General features: G+C 39.8%; 19 protein-coding genes and 2 pseudogenes. 14 read left to right on the plus strand and 7 right to left on the minus strand.

Annotated features, from left to right (window positions below):
- Positions 1–53: 53 nt before the first annotated feature.
- From FD724_RS42030 to FD724_RS42040, 6 genes and pseudogenes are all read left to right on the plus strand, one after another.
- Positions 54–440 (plus strand): annotated as a pseudogene (locus tag FD724_RS42030) (transposase); the annotation flags it as partial.
- 3 nt (positions 441–443) lie between these two features.
- Positions 444–743 (plus strand): annotated as a pseudogene (locus FD724_RS42035) (hypothetical protein); the annotation flags it as partial.
- Between the two features lie 12 nt (positions 744–755).
- Complete coding sequence (locus FD724_RS11370) at positions 756–1,175, plus strand: DUF2358 domain-containing protein (protein ID WP_179072700.1); 420 nt, start codon at positions 756–758, stop codon at positions 1,173–1,175.
- Between the two features lie 23 nt (positions 1,176–1,198).
- On the plus strand, positions 1,199–1,603 hold the full coding sequence (locus FD724_RS11375; protein WP_179072701.1) for a type II toxin-antitoxin system HigA family antitoxin: 405 nt from the start codon (positions 1,199–1,201) through the stop codon (positions 1,601–1,603).
- A gap of 183 nt (positions 1,604–1,786) precedes the next feature.
- Positions 1,787–2,107: a DUF262 domain-containing protein gene (locus tag FD724_RS11380; RefSeq protein WP_256874527.1), complete on the plus strand. Its 321-nt coding sequence runs from the start codon at positions 1,787–1,789 to the stop codon at positions 2,105–2,107.
- Positions 2,076–2,207 carry an HNH endonuclease gene (locus tag FD724_RS42040; RefSeq protein ID WP_372726522.1) on the plus strand — a complete coding sequence of 44 codons (132 nt, stop codon included), beginning with the start codon at positions 2,076–2,078 and terminating at the stop codon, positions 2,205–2,207. Before FD724_RS11380 ends, FD724_RS42040 begins: the two co-directional genes overlap by 32 nt.
- A gap of 76 nt (positions 2,208–2,283) precedes the next feature.
- Here the strand turns inward: FD724_RS42040 and uvrA are convergent, their stop codons facing one another.
- From uvrA to FD724_RS11405, 4 genes are all read right to left on the minus strand, one after another.
- Complete coding sequence (gene uvrA, locus FD724_RS11390) at positions 2,284–5,172, minus strand: excinuclease ABC subunit UvrA (RefSeq protein ID WP_179072703.1); 2,889 nt, start codon at positions 5,170–5,172, stop codon at positions 2,284–2,286.
- An 821-nt stretch (positions 5,173–5,993) separates the two neighbouring features.
- On the minus strand, positions 5,994–6,620 hold the full coding sequence (locus FD724_RS11395) for a type I restriction endonuclease (RefSeq protein WP_179072704.1): 627 nt from the start codon (positions 6,618–6,620) through the stop codon (positions 5,994–5,996).
- 141 nt (positions 6,621–6,761) lie between these two features.
- Entirely contained in the window at positions 6,762–7,820 is a 1,059-nt protein-coding gene (locus tag FD724_RS11400) for a serine/threonine-protein kinase (protein WP_179072705.1), read from the minus strand.
- A 346-nt stretch (positions 7,821–8,166) separates the two neighbouring features.
- Positions 8,167–9,060, minus strand: a complete 894-nt coding sequence (locus FD724_RS11405) for an alpha/beta fold hydrolase (protein WP_179072706.1) — start codon at positions 9,058–9,060, stop codon at positions 8,167–8,169.
- A gap of 187 nt (positions 9,061–9,247) precedes the next feature.
- On the opposite strand from FD724_RS11405, the gene FD724_RS11410 reads away from it, so the two are divergent.
- The gene (locus FD724_RS11410; protein WP_179072707.1) at positions 9,248–10,891 is read left to right on the plus strand and encodes an S-layer homology domain-containing protein; all 1,644 of its coding nucleotides are present in this window, start codon (positions 9,248–9,250) and stop codon (positions 10,889–10,891) included.
- Between the two features lie 10 nt (positions 10,892–10,901).
- Here FD724_RS11410 and FD724_RS11415 read toward each other — a convergent pair whose 3' ends face one another.
- On the minus strand, positions 10,902–11,339 hold the full coding sequence (locus FD724_RS11415) for a VOC family protein (RefSeq protein WP_179072708.1): 438 nt from the start codon (positions 11,337–11,339) through the stop codon (positions 10,902–10,904).
- 112 nt (positions 11,340–11,451) lie between these two features.
- On the opposite strand from FD724_RS11415, the gene FD724_RS11420 reads away from it, so the two are divergent.
- Complete coding sequence (locus FD724_RS11420) at positions 11,452–12,231, plus strand: MBL fold metallo-hydrolase (protein WP_179072709.1); 780 nt, start codon at positions 11,452–11,454, stop codon at positions 12,229–12,231.
- A 215-nt stretch (positions 12,232–12,446) separates the two neighbouring features.
- Here the strand turns inward: FD724_RS11420 and FD724_RS11425 are convergent, their stop codons facing one another.
- Positions 12,447–13,472 carry a mechanosensitive ion channel family protein gene (locus tag FD724_RS11425; RefSeq protein ID WP_179072710.1) on the minus strand — a complete coding sequence of 342 codons (1,026 nt, stop codon included), beginning with the start codon at positions 13,470–13,472 and terminating at the stop codon, positions 12,447–12,449.
- A gap of 107 nt (positions 13,473–13,579) precedes the next feature.
- Here FD724_RS11425 and FD724_RS11430 point away from each other — a divergent pair, with 107 nt between their 5' ends.
- The 5 genes from FD724_RS11430 (at position 13,580) to FD724_RS11450 (ending at position 20,939) form a co-directional block, all read left to right on the plus strand.
- Positions 13,580–14,497, plus strand: coding sequence for a histone deacetylase (locus FD724_RS11430; protein WP_114084232.1), 918 nt, complete (start codon positions 13,580–13,582; stop codon positions 14,495–14,497).
- A gap of 30 nt (positions 14,498–14,527) precedes the next feature.
- Positions 14,528–14,899 (plus strand): hypothetical protein, encoded by a 372-nt coding sequence (locus FD724_RS11435; RefSeq protein ID WP_179072711.1) that lies wholly within the window; start codon positions 14,528–14,530, stop codon positions 14,897–14,899.
- Positions 14,900–14,920: 21 nt separating this feature from the next.
- Positions 14,921–19,402, plus strand: coding sequence for a translation initiation factor IF-2 N-terminal domain-containing protein (locus FD724_RS11440; RefSeq protein WP_179072712.1), 4,482 nt, complete (start codon positions 14,921–14,923; stop codon positions 19,400–19,402).
- 85 nt (positions 19,403–19,487) lie between these two features.
- Entirely contained in the window at positions 19,488–20,366 is an 879-nt protein-coding gene (locus FD724_RS11445; RefSeq protein ID WP_179072713.1) for a bile acid:sodium symporter family protein, read from the plus strand.
- Between the two features lie 366 nt (positions 20,367–20,732).
- Positions 20,733–20,939: a hypothetical protein gene (locus tag FD724_RS11450; protein WP_179072714.1), complete on the plus strand. Its 207-nt coding sequence runs from the start codon at positions 20,733–20,735 to the stop codon at positions 20,937–20,939.
- 345 nt (positions 20,940–21,284) lie between these two features.
- Here FD724_RS11450 and FD724_RS11455 read toward each other — a convergent pair.
- Positions 21,285–22,078, minus strand: a protein-coding gene (locus FD724_RS11455) for an IS5 family transposase (protein WP_179072334.1) whose coding sequence is annotated in 2 segments (ribosomal slippage) — positions 21,285–21,739 and positions 21,739–22,078 — 795 coding nt in all. Because the reading frame shifts where the segments join, the coding sequence is not laid out codon by codon here.
- Positions 22,079–22,634: 556 nt separating this feature from the next.
- Here FD724_RS11455 and FD724_RS11460 point away from each other — a divergent pair.
- The gene (locus tag FD724_RS11460) at positions 22,635–24,473 is read left to right on the plus strand and encodes a hypothetical protein (RefSeq protein WP_179072715.1); all 1,839 of its coding nucleotides are present in this window, start codon (positions 22,635–22,637) and stop codon (positions 24,471–24,473) included.
- The last annotated feature ends 118 nt before the right edge of the window (positions 24,474–24,591 follow it).

Below are 24,591 nucleotides of genomic sequence, written 5' to 3' on the forward strand. Positions count from 1 at the left end.
ATCAAATCATGAGAAGATTAGCTGAGGAGGCATAAAATAAATCCTGTAGCTTTATGAGATTTACTAAACTTAACTATTGCCAGTACTTGTTAAGTAGTCAGATTAATTATACGCTGACAAATTTGGCAGAGCATTTAGAGCAGATCAGTCATGATAAAATCAACCGTTATTTAAAGAACGAAAAATTAACACCTCGGATTCTTTGGGATAACGTGAAAGATTTAATAGAAATAAATGAGAACGCCTACTTGGTTTTTGATGACACAGTAATTGATAAACGATATGCTATTGAAATAGAGTCAAGTAAACGCCAATATAGTGGCAATGAGCATGGTGTAATTCAAGGGATTGGGCTAGTAAATTGTGTATATGTAAATCATGAACTCGGAAAGTTTTGGGTAGTTGACTATCGCATTTATGACCCAGAACGAGAAAAGAAAAACACAGATGCGACACTGCCCAAGTTAGCACCGGGAATACTGATGAAACTTGGTAGTTATTGTATTAGTCCAGAATATCTGGTGCAGGCAATTGAATACAATCGCCAACTTGGGATTCAAGGAGAGGTATTCTTTTTTTACGAAGGTTTGCGCGAAAATAACAATACCCTAGCTAAAGTTTTGCGAAATGGCCCCTATGCTAAGTCTGCATCATTTCCTACTCTGTCAGATTTGAGTGCGGGTGGTGTGAGTAATAGGAAGTCATCTTCAATTTGGCAAAGGTTGTTAAAAAAGATTTTTTAAGGGAAAAGGCGCGTGGAATCTCAATTATCATTAGAACAAGTAATTAAAACTTTAAAAGAGGATTTACCAACACTTTTTGAAAAAGATATTTCTTATGATATTTATACACAGGATATCTATTTTAAAGACCCGGTAAATACATTCAAATACAAATTTAACTATCGCATTATATTTTGGACATTGCGATTTCACGCTCGTCTATTTTTTACCCAAATTTACTTTGATGTACATGAAGTATCTCAGTCAGCCGAAGATACGATTTTAGCAAAGTGGACGGTGCGGGGAGTGTTGCGTGTTCCTTGGAAAGCTGGTTTGCTTTTTAATGGCTATTCAACGTATAAGCTAAACCAAGATAATTTGATATATGAGCATATCGACACTTGGGATAGAAAGCCAGGGGAGATTTTACAACAGTTTTGGCAAAGGGGATAGATGGCTAATTAGCTATTGGAAAAATGACCCTTGCTTTTAACTCAGACATTTACAGCCAATTCCTGTCTCAACATCAACCTCGGATTATTAAGACAGAAGAGGAAAACGAGAAGTTTTTAGAGACTGTTGAAGAACTGCTTTCTCGTTCACATCTGACTCCTGAAGAAGATGCTTTGTTGGAATTATTGGTAAAATTGATTGAGGATTTTGAAGATAAGCACTATCAGCTTAATTTCTCAACACCTTATTCAAGACTCTTGCATTTGATGGAAGCTAGAGGTTTGGAACAAGCTGATTTGGTAGAAATTCTTGGTTCGAGCGAGATTCTTACTAAAATCATGAATAGCGAACTAGAAATCACTAAAAACCAAGCTGAGGCTTTGGGAAAGTTTTTTCATGTTGATGCAAGTTTGTTTGTTTTAGAATAAGCGAGCGCTTTTTTTAGTGAAACCTAGTTCAGATACAATAGGCGATTATTCATTTAGCCCAACTTAATTGCTATGAAAACTTCTAACTATTATATTGATAAATTAAAATTATTCTTGTATTCTTATTAACTGACATGTTGTATATACTTATAGTAAGTATAATAAACTAAAGAGCCACTTAAGATGCCAAAAGACAGTCTGAAGGTTTGTTTAGATGCCCTGATATGTAGAGAAGCATTTGAAGTACAAGGGCAACAAGGTCAAAATATAGGAAGAAATATTCCTATGATATCTATTCGGGATTTAGAAAAAAATTCTTTTTTCTATCCATTTTTACGCAAACCGGATTTTCAAAGAGAAACTAATGAATGGGAGTCTGAGAAAATATGTGAGTTTGTAGAAAGTTTTTTAGATGGTGATTTAATACCATCTGTTATTCTTTGGAGAAGTACTAGCAGTTATTATTTTGTCATTGACGGCTCTCATCGACTTAGTTCTCTTTAACTCTATAGATCACATCAAGAGAAAAGCTGATGGTGGTCTAGGAACTTTAGAAAATGCACAGTTGACTCATCCATACTGTAATACAACATACAAAAATTGAATATTTTAAAAACAAGTATGAAATTAGATATGGTGGTGGGGTAGTAGGATGCGCTAGCTTTCACTAAATCATCCTACTACTTCTTCATAGCCGGATACTGTTTCAACACCTGCTTTAAATATTGCCCAGTATAAGACCTGGGATTTTTTGCAACTTCCTCTGGTGTACCCACAGCAATCAATTCTCCTCCTTTGTCGCCACCTTCTGGACCTAAATCTATCACCCAGTCAGAACAACGAATTACATCTAAGTTGTGTTCAATTACTAAAATTGAATTACCTTTATCTACTAATCGTTGCAACACATCTAACAATTTATGGACATCGTAAAAAGATAACCCTGTTGTCGGTTCATCTATTAAATAAAGTGTCTTACCTGTGGCGCGTCGAGATAATTCTGTCGCCAATTTTACCCGTTGTGCTTCCCCACCAGATAAGGTAGTCGCAGGTTGTCCTAGTTGGACATAACCCAACCCGACATCAAATAAAGTTTGCAAACGCGCGATCGCTTTGGGTATATTCTGGAAAAAGTCTAAGCTTTCCTCAACTGTCATTCTCAAAACATCAGAAATTGACTTATCTTTATACTTCACCTGCAAAGTTTCGCGGTTGTATCTTGCACCCTTACAAATTTCGCATTGCACGTAAACATCCGGGAGAAAGTTCATTTCAATAACATTTACACCCTGTCCGCTACAAGCTTCGCAACGTCCACCTTTAACGTTGAAGGAAAATTGTCCAGGTTTGTAACCCCTAGCTTTGGCTTCTACTGTTTGGGAAAATACATCCCGAATGGCATCGAAAATTCCTGTGTAAGTTGCAGGGTTGGAACGTGGCGTGCGTCCAATAGGGGATTGATCGATAACGATCGCTTTATCAATCGCATTCAATCCCTGAATTTTATCCAAATGTCTGGGTAAGGGAACTTTCTTAGTTAAATGGTGTTGCAGAGATGGGTAGAGTAATTCGTTAATTAGGGTAGATTTGCCAGAACCAGACACACCAGTGATGGAGACGAGTTTACCTAGCGGAATGTCTACATCTATATTTTGTAGATTGTTGCGATGGGCATTTTTAATTCCCAAACTGCGCCCATTTCCTTCTCGGCGTTCTGCTGGTGTGGTAATTACTCGCCTTCCTGATAAATATGCACCCGTCAAAGAATCTTCTGCTGCTAATAATGCCTCAAAATCTCCTTGAGCGATAATATTTCCACCGTGAATTCCTGCACCAGGGCCAATATCAACTATATGGTTGGCTGCGCGAATTGTTTCTTCATCGTGTTCAACGACAATCAATGTATTACCCAAATCGCGCAATTTAGTTAAGGTTTTGAGCAACCTGCCATTATCTCGTTGATGCAAACCAATACTCGGTTCATCTAAAACGTAGAGAACTCCTGTTAATCCAGAACCAATTTGCGTTGCTAGACGAATTCGTTGGGCTTCGCCACCGGAAAGCGTCATGGCGGGACGGTCAAGGGTGAGATAATCTAAACCTACATCCAACAAAAATTGCAATCTGGCTTTGATTTCTCTCAGGACTAAATCAGCAATTTGTAACTGGCGATCGCTCAACTTAAATTGCTCAATTCTCTCCCGACAATCTCGAATTGATACGGTAGTCAATTCTAAAATTCCATATTGTCCCAACTTCACCGCCAAGGCTTCCGGTTTTAAGCGTTTTCCCTTACAAACTTCACACGGTTGATCAATTAAATACTGCTCTAATTTTTGCTTAATTAATTCCGAACCACCCTCATACTGCCGTTGCAAAATTGGAATAGCACCTTTAAAACTCTGCTTTCTTTGTGCTTCTGCGGCTCGTTCATCTTTCTCTCCAAACAAAATAATTTGTTGCTGTTCTTCTGTAAGCTTGCTCCAATTTGTCTGTAACTCAAACCCATAAATCTGTCCCACACTATAGAGTAATTCCAAGTAATAAGAATTATCTTTTTCTGACCAAGGCGCGATCGCAGCATAAACTGGCGCTTCCCAGTCAGGTACGATCAAGTCTGGCGCAAATCTTCGTAAAGTCCCGATGCCATGACAGTGCGGACAAGCACCATAAGGTGAGTTAAACGAGAACAATCGCGGCGATAATTCCTCCATTACCGCGCCATGTTCTGGACAGGCAAAATTTTCCGAAAATACTAATTCTTCTTCTTTTTCTTGTCCGTCGTCACCAAGCAGACTCACCAGAATGGCTGCAATTCCACCCGATTGCTTGAGACATGTAGACAGGGAATCAACCAAACGCTCTTGGATATCAGCCTTTTTCACCAAGCGGTCAATTACCACTTCGATGGTGTGGGTAAAGTTTTTATCCAATTCAATAGAATCTGACAGTTCGCGGATCTCGCCATTGATCCGCACGCGGACAAAACCTTGAGAAGCCAGACTTGACAAAAGCTTACGGTGTGTGCCTTTCTTCCCACGAACAACGGGTGCAAGAATTTGGAAGCGGGTGCGATCTGGTAATTCCATGATGCGATCGCACATCTCATCGATTGTCTGGGGTGCAATACAGCGATCGCATATCGGACAATGGGGTTCGCCAGCCCGACCAAATAACAGCCGCAAATAGTCGTAAATTTCTGTAACTGTACCCACAGTGGAACGGGGGTTATGAGACGTTGATTTTTGGTCAATAGAAATTGCTGGACTTAAGCCTTCAATGGCTTCGACATCCGGCTTATCCAGTTGTCCTAAAAATTGCCGTGCGTAGGCGCTGAGTGATTCCACATAGCGACGTTGCCCTTCAGCGAAAATGGTATCAAAGGCTAAGGAAGACTTACCAGAACCAGAAACGCCAGTGAATACGATTAGGCGATCGCGTGGCAATTCCAAGTCAATATTTTTCAGATTATGCTGCCTAGCACCCCGAATCCGAATGGTATTCTGGCTGTTGTGGCTGGGGTACGGAAGATGTCCATTCAAGGATGCTGCTAGCTGTTTGTCTGACATATTGGGCGGCGAAGAAGGAGTTTCTTATGAAACAGTCCTTAATAATACTATCTTTAATTAGTTTATAGTAGAACAATCGTACTGTTTTAGTTAGTTATCCTTCCAGATTCATAGCGCAGACATCCTTAAGAGTCTACTAATTTGGAAGCATCCCGATTAAATATCCTTCTGAGGGCGAAGCTATGGTATCGCAAATCCAACGGCCGACCCAGCCAGAGGTCATCTACCTAGATAGTGACGGACAATTAGTTGCTAATAATACCATACAGATTGGCTGGATTGTAGAAATTAAGCCGAATATAGAGCGGCTATTTGCTGACTTAACTCGGAACTTCGACCTTTTTACTCGGCTCTTGGTGTTTGGAACTCGGAACTTCGACCTTTTTGCTCGGTCATTGGTGTTCGGAACTCGGAAGTTCGACCTTTTTGCTCGGTCATTGGTGTTTGGAACTCGGAACTTCGACCTTTTTGCTCGGTTATTGGTGTTCGGAACTCGGAATTTCAACCTTTTTGCTCGATCATTCGTGTTCGGAACTCGAAACACCGAGTTCAGAACTGCGATATCTTCTTTGCGAGACGTTACGCGAACGATGGGCTTCGCCTACGCATTTCTTTTTTAGCGAGCGATCGCTCCACCTCTATATTTAAACTTTGCGAGGTGGTTGAAGTACAATGACTTAGAAGCTTACTGTGTAATCTCTTCAGCTTTATTCGTCAGGACTTACGCATTGAAAACCTGAAACCTCGTTCCCCTTTGGCGCAATCAAGTAAAAATTAAAAATTATAAAATACAAATTTGGTAGGGTATGTTAGCACGGAGACTACGAATTACGGACTAAATAAGCTAGACGTTTTAACACTTTTACCACAGTATCTAGGTCATCTCCACGATTGAGCGACAGTGTATAAGATAATGCATATCTTGGTGTATCCTGTTTCGTCAACTTAATAAATTGAAATTCTCGACCATTGGTTACAAAACCAAACGTAGGTTTATCATTACCAGGATTAGCCAACATATAAGCTAATGCTTGAGAAATTGCTACCTCTAAAGAATATTCTGCTCGTTTTGCCTCAACAACGAGAACCCAAAATGGAGGATGAAACACCAAGATATCAATACGTCCTCTAATAATTGTGCCTTCATCTTCAGAAGAAATTCTGACCTCTTCTTCTGACGCAATGTAAAAAGGCGGTTGATAAAAACCTGCTAGACGCAATAGTGGAGATAGCACCACCATTTTGACTACAGGTTCTAAAATTTGGTAGCGTGATAAATGCAAATATTCTGCCTTGACTTCGTTGAGAGATTGCTTTTCTAAATCACTCAACTCAGGTAAATCTTGCTGCCACTCTGAAAAAAACTGTTCGTTGTCTGCACGTTGTAGCCCAAATTGATCGATGAGTTGGGCTAAGGTTATATCTCTTCCTTGAATAAATTGAACCATTGTTGATCCTTTTAGTTATAGCAATTCAAAAAATGTTTGCGATAGATTACCCCACCCTAACCCTCCCTTTAGAAAGGTACTCGTGTAGTCTATTCAATTGGAAACGACTGTAATCCTTAGCCAGATGCAACCTAATTAATCTTAATGTCCGGTTTTTTCTTGGCAACTTGCGTTTAAATCCCAGCTTTGACATTCTCTTGCTTCCAGCAATTGCCTAACCGCACTACAAGGCTGACAACTCATCAAAGTTGCCCCCATTGCAGCTAGTGTAATAACAGTGGCTAGTCCCAGCATTGTAGCTCGTTTTATAGGTTTTATTGTACTGATTAAATTATCTATTCCAGTGCCAGTACCAACAACCTCAATTGGCTCAAGTGCTTTTAAAGCAATAGCCGCATTAGCATAGCGACGGTTTCGGTTACGTTCCACCATTGTCATTAACCACCACCGAAAATGCGGACTGATTTGAGGAACTAATTGCTGAAAATTAAAGCGGTAGTTATCATCAATTAATTTTCCAATATCAACAGAACGGGTATTAGTAAGTAAGCAAATTAGTGTTGCTCCCAAACTATATAAATCTGATGCCTCAGTCAGGGAATGACCAAACTGTTCTTCTGGTGGCATAAAACCTGGGGTTCCTGCTACAAAGCTGCTAAGAGCTATTTTTGCACCCTGTATCCTAGCTAATCCAAAATCAACTAAATAAGCATTTAGTTGCTCATCAACCAAAATATTTTCTGGTTTGATATCCCGATGAATAATTGGCGGAGCTTGTTTTTGTAGATAAACTAAAAGCTCTAAAATTGACAGAGCAATTTGCTTAATTTCTTCTGGATGAAAACTGTTTTTTAAGCCTAAAGATGGGGCATTTTTATGTTCCTGCACCAGATAAAAAGCCCCTGGTATTTCAAAAGAATCTATATAGCGAGGGATGCGAGAATGATTGAGTTGCTGCAAAATTTCGATTTCGCGCTGATATGCTTTCACACCTGACAAATCAGCATCGGCCCGAGCAAAACAAAACTCTTTAATCACTACCTGTTGCTTAGAGTTGAGGACATTAGCTAAATAAGTAATCCGTCCTCCTTCTCGGTTGCGTCCTAGTTCGCTGATAACTTGATAGCCTTGTAGAGAAAAATCTGGATGGTGATTTGAGGGAATTACCTCTTTATGTCCATTACGCACATCAAGCTCCATTACACACCATACGAGTTTGATTCTGTCAATCCCTTTGGGAGAGGGAATAGGGAATAGGCAACAGTGAAATTTGTGCTTATAGATGCCGTTTGGTTGCCTGTTCAATCTAAATAGGACTTACGCAAGAACTCTCTGAAGCTCTTATTTCTCCGTGTCCTCTGCGCCCTCTGTGGTAGCCTGCGGCAAGCCACTTCGTGTCTACGTTTTCTCATGATTTTGCGTAAGTCCTGCTAAAATCTAAAATCTAAAATTGAGTGACCCAGATTGTTAGCCCCATTTCTACTCTGCATAGGCCAAGACGCGTGGACAGAAAATATCTTTGCATTTGCGTCTTGGCATGAAATTACTAATTTTGCGTTAGCCAATCGATAATCTGGGCATTGACAACATCTGGAACTTCATCGTGCGGACAATGACCAGCATTAGGAATGGGGACTATTTTGATTTCTTTGCCATTCTCACGCGCCTCTTCGTAAATCTTTGCCCCGGTAATTGGTGTCCAGGGATCATCAGCACCCCAAATTACTAATAGAGGACGTTCTACTTTGGGCAAAAGTTCCTCTGGGCTTGGGCCAGGAGGGGCTGTGAGAATGGAAGCGAAGACTTGTTGCGCTCCTGGGTCGCAAGAGGGTGTATAAAGTAAATCGACTAATTCATCGGTGACGGCTTGGCGATCGCGGTAAACTTGGTAGAGAGTACGGCGAATTTGGGCTTTTTGGCGGATGCGGTTATAGACAAATTTACCTGTAATTGGCGATCGCACAAACCGATTAAAAGCTGCCATCACCATCCGTAGCGGCGGGTTCAATTCGTGAGGACGATGACTCAAACCACCCGCAGAGTTTATTAAAATACCACCAGCAGCAATTTCTGGATGTTCTACCAGTACAATCAAGCTCAAAAGTGCGCCGATAGAGTTGCCAATAAATACAGCAGGTTCTTGGATGTGTGTTGTGCAAAAATCTTTCAGCAGTTTCACCCAAACTTCCACACTGTAATCAATAGGCGCTTTATCGGAACCGCCAAAACCTAAAAGGTCTATGGCAAATACCTGGTAGCCAGCATCAGCTAAAATTGGGATATTTTTGCGCCAATGTCCAATAGAAGCACCGAAGCCATGAACCAGTACCAGAGGTCGTCCAGTACCCATGACAGTGTACTGAATTTTGTAGCCCTGCCAAGTCCAAAAGAATTTTTCAAAAGCGTCTTGAGTTGCAAGCTGCTGTGTACTTACAGTCATTATTAAGATTAATAAAGTGTTTCTTTAATATAGTAATGTTCTCTGACCTTATAACGCGATTAACCGCGTCTCTTTCCACTCTCCACTGATTTAGATGTTAGTTCTATATACTCCAAGGGATTAATAGGTCAAGAGGTACTTAGTATGCCTTGACTTATTAGACGAATGGTAGTGTGAGATGAAATACATGAATCAAAGTTACTTTGCTCAAATGAGCAAATTTGTTCTAGCTGTAACCTCTGTGGCAATATTTTCGCCAATAGCTTCCGCATCGGCAGCTTTAGGGTTCTCTACTACCGTTGCCCAAATATCTGATAATTCCACAAATCAACAACTTTTAGCTGATAAAAAAGTAGAAACAACGAATCGCACTCAGGTAAATAGTAATAAAGTTTCGGCAAAAGGGAAAAAAACAGGTTTTAGCCTTGCGATTTGGCAACCAGCAAATACTTTTTCAGAGGTAATTGCCCGCGTTTCTGTCAAGAGTAAAAGTGATAATAATTATTTACAAGAGCGGTTTTTGGGCGATTATAAATACAAGATTAAGCAAAAAGCAAAATTTGTTAAGGGGTTAAAAGCTAGCGATCGCATCGTCGTGCGATTGTATGATATTCAAAACCGCTTTATTGGCTACAGCGAATTTGAATGTTTGCCGGCAAACACCACAGTTAACCTGATTTTGTCAGCCAAACCTAATGAATACCAAGTTGTTCGTACTGTTTATGGTCTTGATGCTGACCAAGACGGCATTATTGACACAAATGCCACCACTTACGACTACTTTACCCAAATCAGAAACCAAGGTGTTATTTTCCTGAGCAGTTCCCAAACCTTTCAAGGTAGTCAGTTCCAAGTAGAAGGTTTGTCAACAATTGCCAAAACTAGTGTTTATCCCCTCTCTTTCACTCAGGGAGATTATGCTTTAGTCCGTCAGTCGTTCGTTAAGGCTTTTAGTTCCGACTTGGCAGATGTTTTGCAAGCTAATCCAGGTAGTTTGGTGCAGGTGATGGAAGTCAGCGATAACTCTAGCTACGACATTAGCCAAATGCTGATGAATTATCGCCAAATCAGTATGTCTCGAACTCTGCAAGTTGGTTTTTCTGATGTTTCCGTAAACTACTGGGCTAAAAATTTTATTACCAAATTGGCAGCAATGGAAATTCTCGAAGGTTTTCCTGATGGGACTTTCCGCCCAGATGCACCGGTAACTCGTGCCCAGTTTGCGGCAATGCTGCGGAAAGCCTTTGCTAAAGAGAAAATTCGCCAAGCGATCGCATTTAAAGATGTCTCAAATCGATATTGGGCTTACAATGCCATCAGCGAAGTTTATCAAATGGGCTTTTTAAACACTGTTGTAGGTAAGGATTTCAACCCCAGCCAAAAGCTTTCTCGCCTTGATGTTTTGGTAGCATTAGCGCAGAGATTAAATTATCAAACTACTGGCTCCACGGATACAATCTTATCTGTTTACAGCGATGCAACTACTATTCGTCCTGAATATCGCAGTCTGATTGCTGCTTTGACACAACGCGGTATAGTCGTCAACTATCCCAATGTGAACTTGCTAAATGCTGAACAGGTAGCAACCAGGTCTGAAGTATCTGCTTTAATATACCAAGCCTTGTCTAGCACTGGAAAGGTAGCAAACATCTCTTCGCAGTATGTCGTTGGACAACAACAAGTTGCAGATGATGATTCGATGGAGCGTGTCAAACCACGTCGCCATTGTAACCAAGGAATTGGTAATGGTGCTGAGGGATGCGACCCAGGTAATTCCCATCCTCACGGTGGTAGTAATGATGAAGGTGGACGCACTCCTGGTAAAAAGTAACACTATTTTTTTAAGAGACGTGATTACTCGCGTCTCTAGCTTGCTCAACTGTAAAATTAATTTCCTGACCATAGGAAATTTCCAGTGTATGACCATCAGGGTCTCGAATATAAGCCCAGTAACCAACTGGAAAGCCCCAGTCATTTGGCCCATCCAGCAGTATTCCCTCAGCGCGTGCCTCATTGCACAGGCGATCAATTTCCTCACGATTCTGATAAGCTACCCCAAGATGGGATTGTGGTGACAGTGCGCCTTCTACTTTAGCTGCTTTAATTAGGACAATTACAAAAGGTCTAGTCAGGTCGCTAATCCAAGCAACATCTGATTGAGTTGCTTGATCAATGCGATGATGCACAACTGTCATCTGAGCATACTTTGCATAAAATGAGATACTTGCATCAACATCACTGACTGCTAGTGCAATGTGAGTAAAACCAAGATCAGACATAAACAAACCCCGTGTGTAGACTTAACCGGACGAATTTAGGTATTGGTCTGAGTGCTTACTAAGAAAGCTGACACGATTGATAATGAAGGTAGGCGTTATCTTCACAAAATTTATGTTTTTAACTTGGTTCGACAGCAACTCTTGGTTACTGGAAATTGGTGGGAAAAGAATACTGATTGACCCTTGGCTGGTTGGTTCGTTAATTTTCAGCAATTTGGATTGGTTATTTAAAGGTTCGCGATCGCAAAATCGCCCAATACCAGATAATATTGACTTGATCCTGCTGTCTCAGGGTTTAGAAGACCACGCTCACCCACCAACGCTTGAGATACTCGACCACAAAATCAAAGTTGTAGCCTCTCCCAATGCTGCCAAGGTAGTACAGCAGTTAGGTTATACCCAAGTAACTACTCTCCCTCATGGTGAAACTTTCACTTTAAATAATCAAGTTGAAATCAAAGCTTTCCCCGGCTCGCCCATTGGCCCCACTCTGGTAGAAAATAGTTATCTCCTCAAAGAATTGGAGAGTGGGCTAACTGTATACTACGAACCTCACGGTTATCATTCTCCACAGCTTCAGCAATCTGCACCCATTGATGTAGTGATTACACCGTTTATTGACATGACATTGCCTTTGCTTGGGCCGATTATTAAAGGCAAAAATAGCGCTTTTGAAGTAGTAAAATCGTTACAGCCTCAAGTAATAATACCTACGGCGGCTGGTGGGGATGTGGCGTTTGAAGGATTGCTGATGAAACTCATACAGACTAAAGGAAGTGCTGAAGAATTTCGTTCGTTGCTAGAGAAGAACAATATTTCAACACGGGTACTTGAGCCGAAACCAGGCGATCGCTTTGAACTACCATTAGAAAAACGAGCATTAGCAATTTAATTTGCACCCAACCTACATAAATCGTTTAAAAAACTCTTGGTTTCAACATAGTTGACATACTCCCCGGCGTGAACACACGGTGATTTTGGAGTAATGAGTAAATACCCATTTTTCATCTACTCATTACTCATTACTCCTTACTCATTACTTTAAAGCATTGCGTGAAGCACGGGGTTTCAGACCTATATTTTTGATGAGGTTTAACGTGGCAAATACTAATTTTTTCCTATAGCTGAATTATTTTGCATATACACTTTTCTAATCGGAAAAGGAATTTGAATTCCAGCTTGCTGATAGCGTTTGTGTAATTTTTTCACAAATAAATGTTTACCAATCCGTTGATCAAAGTATTCACTTACCCGCATATAAAGCGTAAAATCTATACTAAAATCATTAAAAGTATGAAATCTAATATATGGCTCATTATTTTTTAATTCCGGTGCAATTTCTTGCATGACTTCTTTAGCAACTTCTACAGTCACTTTTTCAACTTGTTCCAAATCGCTATCATAACTTACACCCACATCCATTGTTAAAGTAATTTCTTTTGCGGGTAAATGATAGTTTGTGAAAATTGCCGAAGACAATTTAGAATTGGGAACAATGACGACATTATTGGAAATTTCTTTAATTGTCGTATTGCGCCAAGAAATATCTATGACATATCCTTCATGCCCAGCATCTAATTTTACATAGTCTCCGGTTCTAACTTGCTTAGAAATAATTAAGTAAAAGCCAGAAAATAAATTTGCAAGTGTGTCTTGAAGTGCTAAACCAACTGCCAGACCACCAATACCTAATGTTGTGATAATCGGGGTAATTTGAACACCCAGCGTTTGCAATATGATTAATGTTCCCAAAACGAAAACTACTGTTTTAGCGAGGTTAGAAATTAGCGATGTGGGAACCCCTTCTGTTCTGCGAATAAATAAATTCACAAAACCAGCAGTCAATCTGGCTAAAACTATGGTTACTGAATACAACAGTGCGATCGTCAGAATTTTTTGCAGTACTAATGCAATATCTGGTTTGAGGGGTGCGCTCAGAACTGCCCAAAAAAAACCGGCAATGACAAACCAAATAAAAGTCATGCGGTGGAGAGAGTGAAATATAATATTCCCACCCGCAATTCGTTTATTATTAACGAATATTTCCAGTTTTTTGAAGATAACTTTTTCACCAATTATTCCAGCCAGTAAGCCAGCTAGAATAAATGCTATGGGCGGAATCCATTCCATCATATTAATTTAAATTTGGAATTTTAGATTTACAAGAACAGCATTTTTACTGTGATTATGGCTAAATTTTACCTTGTTGTCGGATTAGCTGCTTGAGATTGTCTTTCCTTATGGACTTGCCAATTATTTACCACCCAGATTATATTGCTCCCCTACCTGAAGGACATCGTTTCCCGATGTCTAAGTTCCGACAACTCTACGAATTGCTGTTAGCTGATGGTGTAGCGAATCAAGAACAATTTCACACACCCGAACGTCCACCGCTAGAATTGATAGAATTAGTCCACACCCCAAGCTACGTTCAAGCTTATTGCGAAGGAACCCTAGACCCCAAAGCACAGCGACGCATTGGTTTGCCTTGGAGTCCAGCATTAGCGAATCGTACCTGTGTGGCGGTAGGTGGTACGATACTCACTGCAAAACTGGCATTAAGTCATGGTTTAGCCTGTAATACGGCTGGTGGAACTCATCACGCCTTTCCCAGTTATGGGTCTGGTTTTTGTATTTTCAACGATTTAGCGATCGCTTGTCGCGTTTTACAAAAATTCGGACTCGTCCAAAAAATCCTGATTGTCGATTTGGATGTTCATCAAGGAGACGGCACCGCTTTTATCTTCCAAGACGACGACAGCGTTTTTACTTTCTCCATGCACTGTGAAGTCAATTTTCCCGGTACAAAACAAAACAGTGATTTGGATGTTCCTTTGCCGGTGGGAATGGAAGACGACGCTTATTTACAAACTTTAGCGAATTATTTAGCAGATTTGTTATCTAAAGTCAAGCCAGATTTAGTATTTTATGATGCAGGCGTTGACCCTCATATAGGCGATCGCTTGGGCAAATTAGCCTTAACCGATACGGGCATTTTTCGCCGTGAAATGCAGGTTTTAAGTACTTGTGTGAGTAGCGGTTATCCCGTCGCCTGCGTTATTGGCGGCGGTTATGCTGATGATATGAAATCTTTAGTTTGGCGGCATTCCCTACTGCATCGCGCCGCTAGTGAAGTTTATCAACAGTATAAACTTTGATACAGCCTCTATTCTTTAGAAGTCCCTTAGATGAGAAAATTGGGAAAAGCAATAACAGTAATAATATTAAGTACATTGTTAGGAATTCCGTTAACTATTTTATCGCTGTGGTATCAGAATCCTCCTGGCTGTAACCGATTTTGCTCAAGAGAACCCTGTCCTTCAAGTGCGTGTATAGGTGGTGATTCGTTAACTGCTGGTTTCCCATTCGCAATCTTGCATGATGATAATGCTGGCTCACCAGTACATGGCTGGGGGAGAATTGGGGTTGAAGATATCCAGAATCTAAATCTTGGGGCATTTTTATTAAATGCCTTTTTTTACGGTGTCATAATAGTTATGCTTTTTGCGATTACAAAAAGTATTTTTAAATCCGTAAAACGTTCAATAGGGTTGGGCTAATACGGACAAAGGTAATAGTTGATGAATAACAGTAAACTCAGAGTCTACGAACTAGCAAAAGAATTAAATTTAGATAGCAAGAAGCTATTATTAATTTGTGAAAAACTCAAAATTGTAGTCAAAGGTCATACCAGTACAATCTCAGAACCCGAAGTAGAACGCATTCGTTTAGCGGTAAATAAACTAACAGCAAAATCCTCGAAAACTACTAAAACAACCTCTGAAGATTGGGGCTATACGTTTATAGCTTCAGCAATTGATAGTTTTATCCGCCATCTTGAAGGTGAGGCTGCCTTGAAATCATATTCCGATTTTAGGGAGCGGCGCGATCGCGCCAATGAGTTAATGTATGAATGTGTCGGAAAAAAGCCTTCTTTATTTTATGTGCGTCGCAAAGGTGCAGGGAAAGAAGCAAGAGAGGAAATTTGGGATTTAACAATAGCGACAGACTCCGATGATTTTCCATTGCCTGCAAGACTTGACAAGCTCAGAAAAACATTAGGATTTAGAGCAGCTGTACAAAAAGATGGACGCGACGGTATAAAAATACTTTCGGCTCAGTTGTTACAACCCTCACGCGGACACGCCGACAGCTACGCTGTACCTTGTCGCTTGCGTTTACTGGCTAATCATCAGCATCATCTCGACATTCCGCCAGCGACATTGAAGCGCATCGCCACCGCGCCAGTTTGTGGCGAAAATGTACCTACAGAAGATCAGCTGAAAGCTTGGAAAGCGTTTTTGCAAATTGAGGAAAAAATTGCGAAAGCACGTCAATTTTGTGTGCGTTACGTAAGTCATAACTATAACTTCAAAAGGCGAATTAGTTTTGAAATTGATGTAAACTCAGCCACCCTTGATGGCTTTTATCAAAATTCCCTCGAAGTAGATAATTTTTGGGAACGAGCAAGACGCACAAAAAACGAAGATTTAAAACTTTTTGAAACTGCTCCCGTCGGAAAAAATTGGATTAGCGGTCGTCAATTAGGAACTGTTGAAGAAGTTGATATCAACCGTTCTATTATCAGTCTCAGACTAGAACGCGATTTAGCTGAATTCATGGCAACAGAGCGCTATAAATTACCAGCTACCGGATTCTTATGTTTCGAGGCAATTGGTGATATTCAGCAGATTCAGCGTAAGAAAAAAGCCTTAGATGATTTGAATAATGGTTACACCCAAAATCCTTATTTGGGTAACTTTTTATTCGATGCTTCTCAGGCTAGACAAATCAAAAGTACTATTGAACTTCAGCCACAAGATTTATTATTGTCTTCCGCTAATCCTGGGCAAAAAGCAGCAGTAGAAAAGGTACTTGCTGCCAAGGATCTTGTTCTCATCCAAGGGCCACCGGGTACTGGTAAAACTACTGTAATTGCTGAAATTTGCTATCAAATTGCACTTCGAGGCGGACGAACTCTAATTGCTTCACAAGCGAATTTAGCAGTAGATAACGCCCTGAGTCGATTAGTTCACAACCCAGTGATTCGGGCAGTACGCAAGGGTAGAGCCGAAAAAGTTGGGGAAGAAGGACAGCCCTTTTTAGAAGACCAAGTGATTGGCAGATGGCTAGAAAATACAGCTTATGACTGCGAAAATAATATTACACAGCGTCTCGAAAATATTCAAATCTTCAGTCAATTACTGGCATCATCACAAAGATTTACACCTTACTTCCAAGCAGAGGAAGAATTTAGCCAGCAGCAAACAAAATTCAATAAAAATAAGTTAAAAGTAGAGACAAACTTTAAAAATCAAGAAAAATCTTACAACGAAACCGTAGAAAAACAGAACAACGTTGAATCTCTAATTGCAGGTCTAGAAAACATACTAAACACTGTACCAAATATAAATTGGGAAGCTCCAGAAGTTACAGATTTTTTGCCACTCCTAAAACCATACACAGAAGGTAATAGTTTTGTAGAAGAATTTTTAGCAAATGTTCGTCAAACCATCAAATATACTGATGAACTTGGCTTGGTGCGTCCGCCGCTTGGTGCTTTTGGTTTAGCAGTTTGGTTGCGTGAAACTGTAGCAACAGAAATTTCTGGATTTAAATCTGCTTTTATTCATGCTCAAGAGGCTAGTCAAGCCATCTTAGAAGTTGCAGCATCAGTGAAGATTGTCAAACAGAATTTTGCATTGTTAAATCAAGCGCAACCAGATTATCAGAAATATCTTGATAAACTGCAAAACCTACAGCAAACAATCCAGATTTGGGAAAATCGGCAACGTGAAATTGATTATATTATCTCAGCAGTAAAAGAATGGAAATCTACAGCACCTTCTCATCTATATCAAACTTTAAAAGATTGTCAGCAATCAGGTTTACCACTAACAGAGAATTTGGTGGACTTACCATTAGGTTTATTGATGTTTGCTAATACATTAAAATTACAAATAGTACCAAAACCTTACAAAATTAACCTGCCAGAATGGGAGCTATTGACAAAAGCGATCGCTTATGAAATAGACGGAGGTTTTACTGATAGACGGGGAAAACAGCATAATTTCAGCTATTTCTTGCAAGAAAATTTTAGTCAGATTCCAATGGTGCTATCAAAGAGCGATCGCATCCAATGGCAAGAAACCTATCAACAGTTTAGCAATTATCAGCTACTCAATCCCAAACAGCGAAAATTACTGGTCGAAAATACCCAGGTTTTCTTAATTAGAATGCAACGGACTTATGGTGCATCATGGGAATGGAATAACATCGATTCTACTCTCACCCGACTTACCCAAGAATTGTTAGATACTATTCTTATAAATGCACGTCAATGCGTTTTAAAAGTCAAAACCGAAACTGAACAACAGCTTCAGTATTTACAAAGACAATTAAATGAACTTCAGAAAAATGAAATTAGCCAACAGCAAATATCCATTACTCAAGCTGAGGTAGAAAAAGCACAACAAGATGCTAATTTACAACTTGGCAGAGTTATTAATATCCTGCAAGAACTTAATCAACAAAATATACCTACTCAATTACGCACTTTAACTGAGAAATATCTTGCAACCCAATCAAATATTTGGGAGCATCCACAAGAATTTTCAAATCAAGTTAATTATTGGGTAACTTCCATTAGTCAGCTTGAAATCTTAATTTCATCCTTAGAACCTTTTGCGGTGTTAGAGATGATTAAAAATTCTCTACATGAGCATTTATCAAAACTACAAGAAGAAACTGAAACTTCTCTACAGCAACTGCAAAAATTACAAATTAGCTTACGTGAAATAGAAGACAAATTACAACCACAGCCATCAGATAGTTTAATAGAAGAAAGAAACTGGTGGTTGACAGAATGGCAAAGAATCCCGGATAAGTTTAAACCAGAAAATTCTGCTGCTGACTTGTTTAATATAGAGTTATTGCGCGGTATCAATATTCAGTTTGAATTTTGGCAGAAGGAACTCAAAAAAGAAGAAAATTATCTCAAAAAATATCAGAATTTTGTCCAAGATTGGATTGGGAAATTAAGACAGCCAAATGAGCGCGATAGGGACGATTTAAGGCGCATATATTTAGATAATGCCAACGTCGTTGGTATCACCTGCGTTCAAGCTGCAAATAGAGTTTTTTCGGAAGAATTCAAATCCTTTGATGTTGTCATCATTGATGAGGTTAGCAAGTGTACTCCACCAGAGTTACTAATCCCAGCTTTGAAAGGTAAAAAATTAGTCATGGTAGGCGATCATCGGCAATTACCACCCATGCTTGATACCAGCACTTTAGAGGAAGTTGCTCAAACAATTGGCAATACACGAGACGAACTACAATTCTTAGAAGAATCACTATTTAAAAGTCAGTTTGAATCTGCTGATGAAAGCATCAAACAAATGCTAACTACACAATATCGAATGCACCCATTTATTATGGGTGCAATCAATCAGTTTTATGACGGTAAACTAGAATCTGGCATTTTGGAGCCGGACACAAAACGCGCACATCATTTAGCAGGTGAAATCATCCAAGAATCTCAGCATCTTCTTTGGGTAAAAACGCCTATTGAGAATCAGTTTTTAGAGCAAAGAAACGGAACTTCTTACTTTAATACTCCAGAAATTGATGCGATTGAACGTCTATGTCAACAGTTTGAGACGACTTGGGCTTCTAAAGTTGCTAATGGTGAAGCAAAAAAAGAAATTGCCGTAATTACGTTTTATGGCGCTCAATTAAGAAAAATTGATGAACGTTTGCAATCTGAACTTTTTCCTTCATTAGAGATTCGTACTGGGACAGTAGACAGATTTCAAGGTATGGAAAGACCTGTTGTGATTGTGAGCATGGTTCGCAACAACAGTAAAGGAGATGTCGGATTTGCTAAGAAGCCAGAACGGGTAAATGTTGCATTTTCTCGCGCCCAAGAACTGCTGATAATTGTGGGTTGTCATAATTTGTTTACCCATCAACCAGGTAAAGTCGGAAGTATGTATTCGGAAGTTTCAAATATTGTCAGCCTTCATCAAGGTTTCGTAGATGTTTCTCGGCTCTTCTGCTAAACCTATTACAGTTCTAGAACTAGAAATTTAACGGGAATACGGTACAATCCAGAGGCACTTTTGTTGTTACCAACGTGGGTTAAGGATGGAAGCAAATTTTCTGACGGCTGTTTTTCTGCCCTTGGCTCTATTTATTATCATGTTAGGTATGGGGTTAACTTTGACCCTAGAGGACTTCAAGCGAGTTGTAACCTATCCCAAAGCGGTGGTGATTGGCTTGGTGGCGCAGTTGATTATGTTGCCGATTGTGGGCTTTGGCATTGCATCGGTGTTTCCCCTTGACCCGCAATTAGCAGTAGGTGTGATGATTTTAGCAGCCTGTCCCGGTGGCGCTACTTCTAATATGATTACGTTTTTGGCTGGGGGTGATGTTGCTCTTTCTGTGACGCTAACAGCTATTAGTAGTTTCATTACGGTTTTTACGATTCCTCTGGTAGTAAATTTGTCAATGCAGAGATTTTTGGGGGAAGGAACAACGCTACAGTTACCTTTCTTAAATACTGTTTTGCAGATTGCGGTGATTACACTTCTACCTATAGCAATTGGGATGATAGCCAAGCGGTATGCACCTGGATTGGCAGACAAGGCAGATAAACCTGTGAAGTGGCTATCTTTATTTTTCCTGGCGGTGGTAATTACTGGAGTGCTGCTGCGAGAACGGAATAATTTTGTTTCTTATGTAATAGATGTGGGCGGAGCAACTCTAGTTTTGAATGTGGTTGCAATGGCTTTAGGTTTTGCGATCGCTACTTTAACCCGATTAGGAGAAAAACGCGTTACGGCAATTACAGTAGAAGTAGGAATTCAAAATGGGACTCTAGCGATCGCGATCGCTTCTACCCCTACGCTGCTCAATAATCCTACAATGGCTATTCCTGGGGCAATTTATGGTCTACTAATGTTTGTGACTGGTGCCGGATTTGCGTGGTGGGCTAGTCGTCGCCAAGGCTTACTAAAAGCATAAAGATATTTTGCCTCATGGGTTATAAGTATTAGTACAAATTAAATTACCGATCTCAAGAGTTTGATTGAAAAGATTGAGGCTATCTATTAGACAAATTAGCCTGTGTAAGTAGAGATGATTCAGTAATCTGCATCATTTTTTGCACTTATACTGATGATATGAAGTCTTTTTTGGGCGTTACCTCTTCTCAAAATTAAAGCGATAAATAATATTTTCTTTCCTGTTTCCCTTACCTACAATCTCTTTCTCCCTTTCCCCTTCAACCAAGAATTATTAAAATACTAGACATTTCTGGAAAAGAGATTATGGCATGTGTAGTAACAAAGCACATATCACTTGATGCTTAATTTAGCTCAAGGGGGTCTAATGATTGATCGCTTTGTAAATCTAATTTTTATCGATTCTTTTGCCTTTGCAATTAACCTGACATTTGGTAAATTGCTTCACACCAAAATCTGCAACTATTCATGGGATGGAATGGTAAGCGATGAGCTTTCAACACCAGAAAGTGGCGCTAGTTCTTCTGAATTGCCAGCATCCTTGGAGGAAGATATAACCACTCCTATTTCATAAAGCCTGCTTAGAGGATGTTTTAAAAGTCCCCTTACCGATATCAAAAGTAAGATCCCCCTAAATCCCCCTTAAAACAGGGCAAACGCATCTAAAGTATAAGAATCCTTTAATAGCAAGGGTTTTGGCGTTTTTTAATTTAGCCTATTTTTTCATCAAGATCCTTGCCCAGCAAGGGTTTCAGAAATCCCGTGCGTTCGCCCTGCCCCTTAAAAAGGGGGACTTTGATTCCGGTTCCCCCCTTTTTTAAAAGGGCTAGGTGGGATCTAGAAGTACTTAAAAGCACGGCCAAACACTTTTAAAACAGCCTCTTAGAGACTATTTAGAGACCATTTATAAAGTAAATCTTTAGACGGCTAGACGACGTAACATAATACGAGTCATAACGGCATATATGGCAGCTTCACTCATTTCAGTCAGGCGTTCGTAATCTTTACTCAAACGATGGTACTGGTTAAACCAACCGAATGTTCTTTCTACTACCCAACGCTTGGGTAAAACTTCAAATTCTTTATTAGTACGGCGCATGACCTCAACATGAGCTTGAATCATCAACCAAACAGCCAGCGCAAACTTATCGCCGTCATACCCCGAGTCAACCCACATGACTTCAACTTTTTCCAATAATTCTGGGCGTTCTTCCACCAGTTCCATCAAGGCATACGCTGCAAGCACTCTTTCAGGAGCATTGCCTTCGCTCACAATCACTTTGAGCAATAGCCCAAGGCTATCAACGATTGTTTGGCGTTTTCTTCCTTTGACTAACTTGCCACCATCAAAGCCGTACACATCCCCCTTTTTTCAGTCGTTTTTACCGACTGACTATCTGCTGCGATCGCACTTGGTTGTGTTGACCTACCTAATTTTATGCGAACTTGATCGCGCAGTGTATGGTTTAATTTTTCCCAAACTCCCTTGCGTTGCCATTTACGGTAATAGCTGTATACCGTTGAGCTTGGCGGGAAGTCCCCCGGAAGCATATTCCATTGACATCCAGTTTTCAAATGATAATAGATGGCATTGCATATTTCACGCATATCTGTTGTGCGTGGATGCCCTCCTTCTTTAGCTGGTGGAATCAAGGGAGCCAAGATTTCCCACTCTATATCAGTTAAATCTGTGGGGTAAGACTTTCGCGCCATACCGACTATCTATGTAAATACACTGCACATGAAGTATTTTATCGTTATCATAACTCCTTTCTCCTGGCTTTTAGATTTACTTTATAAATAGCCTCTTATAAAGTAAATCTTAAGTAAGGTGGGTTAAGGCTTTGCTATTAAGCACCGTGTTACATGGCGGTGCGTTAGCACTTTGATGAAATTTTTTGTGACAAATCATCTAGATATATCTGCCTAACACACCGTACAATAATCTTATTTTTACTTTATAAATAACCTCTAAGGTTTTGCGATCGCAACTTTAACCGGATTAGAAGAAAAAAGCGTTACGGCAATTACAGTAGAAGTAGAGATTCAAAATGGGACTCTGGCGATCGCGATCGCTTCTACCCCTATGCGGCTGAATACTCCCACAATGGTCATTCCTAGGAAAATTTATATGTGCTAAGATTTGTCACTGGTGCTGGATTTGCTTGGTAGGCTAATCGTCGCCAAAACTTATTGAAACCATAAAGATACTTTGCCTCATGGTTTATAAGTATTTGTACAAATTCAATTATCCAATCTTATTCCCTTGATGTTTCTTGCCTCTTCTGCTAAACCTATTGATGACAATCTCAAAAATTTTGTAGACGAGATAGAAGCGCAAAGTCCGAGTTTATCGGTTTTAGCAGCGCGTCAATTCCGTTATAGTTTGCGTCAAACTACTATAGAAGTAAATATCAAAGAACCCCGCCAGTTTAACGTACTCGAAGAATTTATTATCCGCGCTGCGATTGAATTTGAACCCCCACCAACAGAGGATGAATTAGCCTCTGTACTTGGACTGGATTCTGTATTTATCAAAACTACCACTGCAACTCTTCGCTCATTACAAACTCTATCACCAACATCACCAATTACAGTTACTTCTGAAGGTCGCTCATTTTATGAAAAAGGATCTGTACCACAGCCCCCATATCCTGTACAGCTTCATGCTATTACAGATCCTTTAAGTGACAAAATAACCTTTCAAGCTGAATCACTAAGCGAGACAGCGATCAATTTGCCAGATTTGGCAGATTTTATAACTATTGATCAGACAATTACTGATATCTCTTCTTTACAACTTGAGGAAATCCAAAAAAGTATTCAGGCTTCAGATTTAGCACTTCATATTCCAGAAGAGGGAAAAATTGTTACTTCTTATAAGGTATTAAATCCAACTCAAAAATTTTGGAGAAAGATATCACTTTTTGTTATCTTCGATGCCCTTGAAGATAAATTAACTATTCAAATAAGAAATGGAAAACAAATTTTAGAGTCAGCATCAAATTGGTTAGAAGCTCTACACGCTCAAGGTAAGATATCCTTGCAAGCATTATGTAAATTGTCAACCGAAACCATCAATTTTGAACTTGAAGCCATTCTCAAACAGAAAAATACTGAAATAGAAGCTAGGCTTGAAAATATTCGCCAAAAAGCGATAAAATCTGGGAAAAAAGTAGATAAATCTCCAGTCGTAGGTGAAGTTGTACAGTTACGCGACGGACAAATTAGCCAAGCTTTCTCAGAAGTTTTAAATTCTGCCAAAAGTCAGGTTATTATTTATTCTCCTTGGGTGAATCAGGCAGTTGTCGATGAAAAATTTCTAACTTTGTTACAAAAATTAGCTAATCGTGGAGTTTGGATTTTAATTGGACATGGAATTGCGCGGCGACAAGAAGATGAAGAGAAACCAATTTCGCCAGAAGTAGAGAAAAAACTGCGAGCAATAAAAACACCTGATGGTTTATCATCTGTACAGGTTTTATGGCTGGGAGACTCCCATATAAAAGAAGTAATAGTTGATCAAGAAATCCATCTTTGTGGATCTCAGAACTGGCTATCTTATCGTGGTGATTACCTACCATTGGGTGAATCAGTTTATAAAGTCACAATTTTGCATCAAGTCCAGGAAGCTTATGAATTTCTTGCTGATCGCTTCCAAAATCAAGCTCAAAAATTATGGCAAAATGCTCTAAACAACGGCGATTCTAAACTGGCTGTGGAGTCTTTATATGTATGGGGTGCGCTGGGTATGGAAGACATTGCACTCAAAAACATACAGCAAAGCAATTGGCTGGAAATTCTGCCTATGTGGTTAAATGTGGCACTTCAAGGGTTAAGAACGAAGAATATACAAGCTGATTCAGAAAGTTTTGAAACCGCCCTTTCGTTGTTGAGTCAAGTTTCTATTGAAGAGGCTTTTCTTGAGTCATTGCAGCAAGGATGGCGTAAAGTTATCGGTGCGATCGCAATTAACAATCCTAAAACTGCTTTAAAGTTACTTAGCGATGAAGTCTGGGCGCAGTTTCTACGTCTCAATATTGCCCAAAAGAGTGATTCACGTGAGAATTTTATCTCGCAACATATCTTTATCAAAGAAAATAAATAGATAACTATAGCAGTCAGCTTTGATTTTTGTTCGCGCAGTGCAAAAGCGATGGCAGCCAACAGGCAACAAGGCTTTTCAAGTGGTACTAAGTTTTTTCAAAAATTAAATATGATTTCTA

Origin of the sequence: Nostoc sp. C057 (assembly GCF_013393925.1) — a bacterium.
GTDB classification, from domain to species: domain Bacteria; phylum Cyanobacteriota; class Cyanobacteriia; order Cyanobacteriales; family Nostocaceae; genus Nostoc; species Nostoc muscorum_A.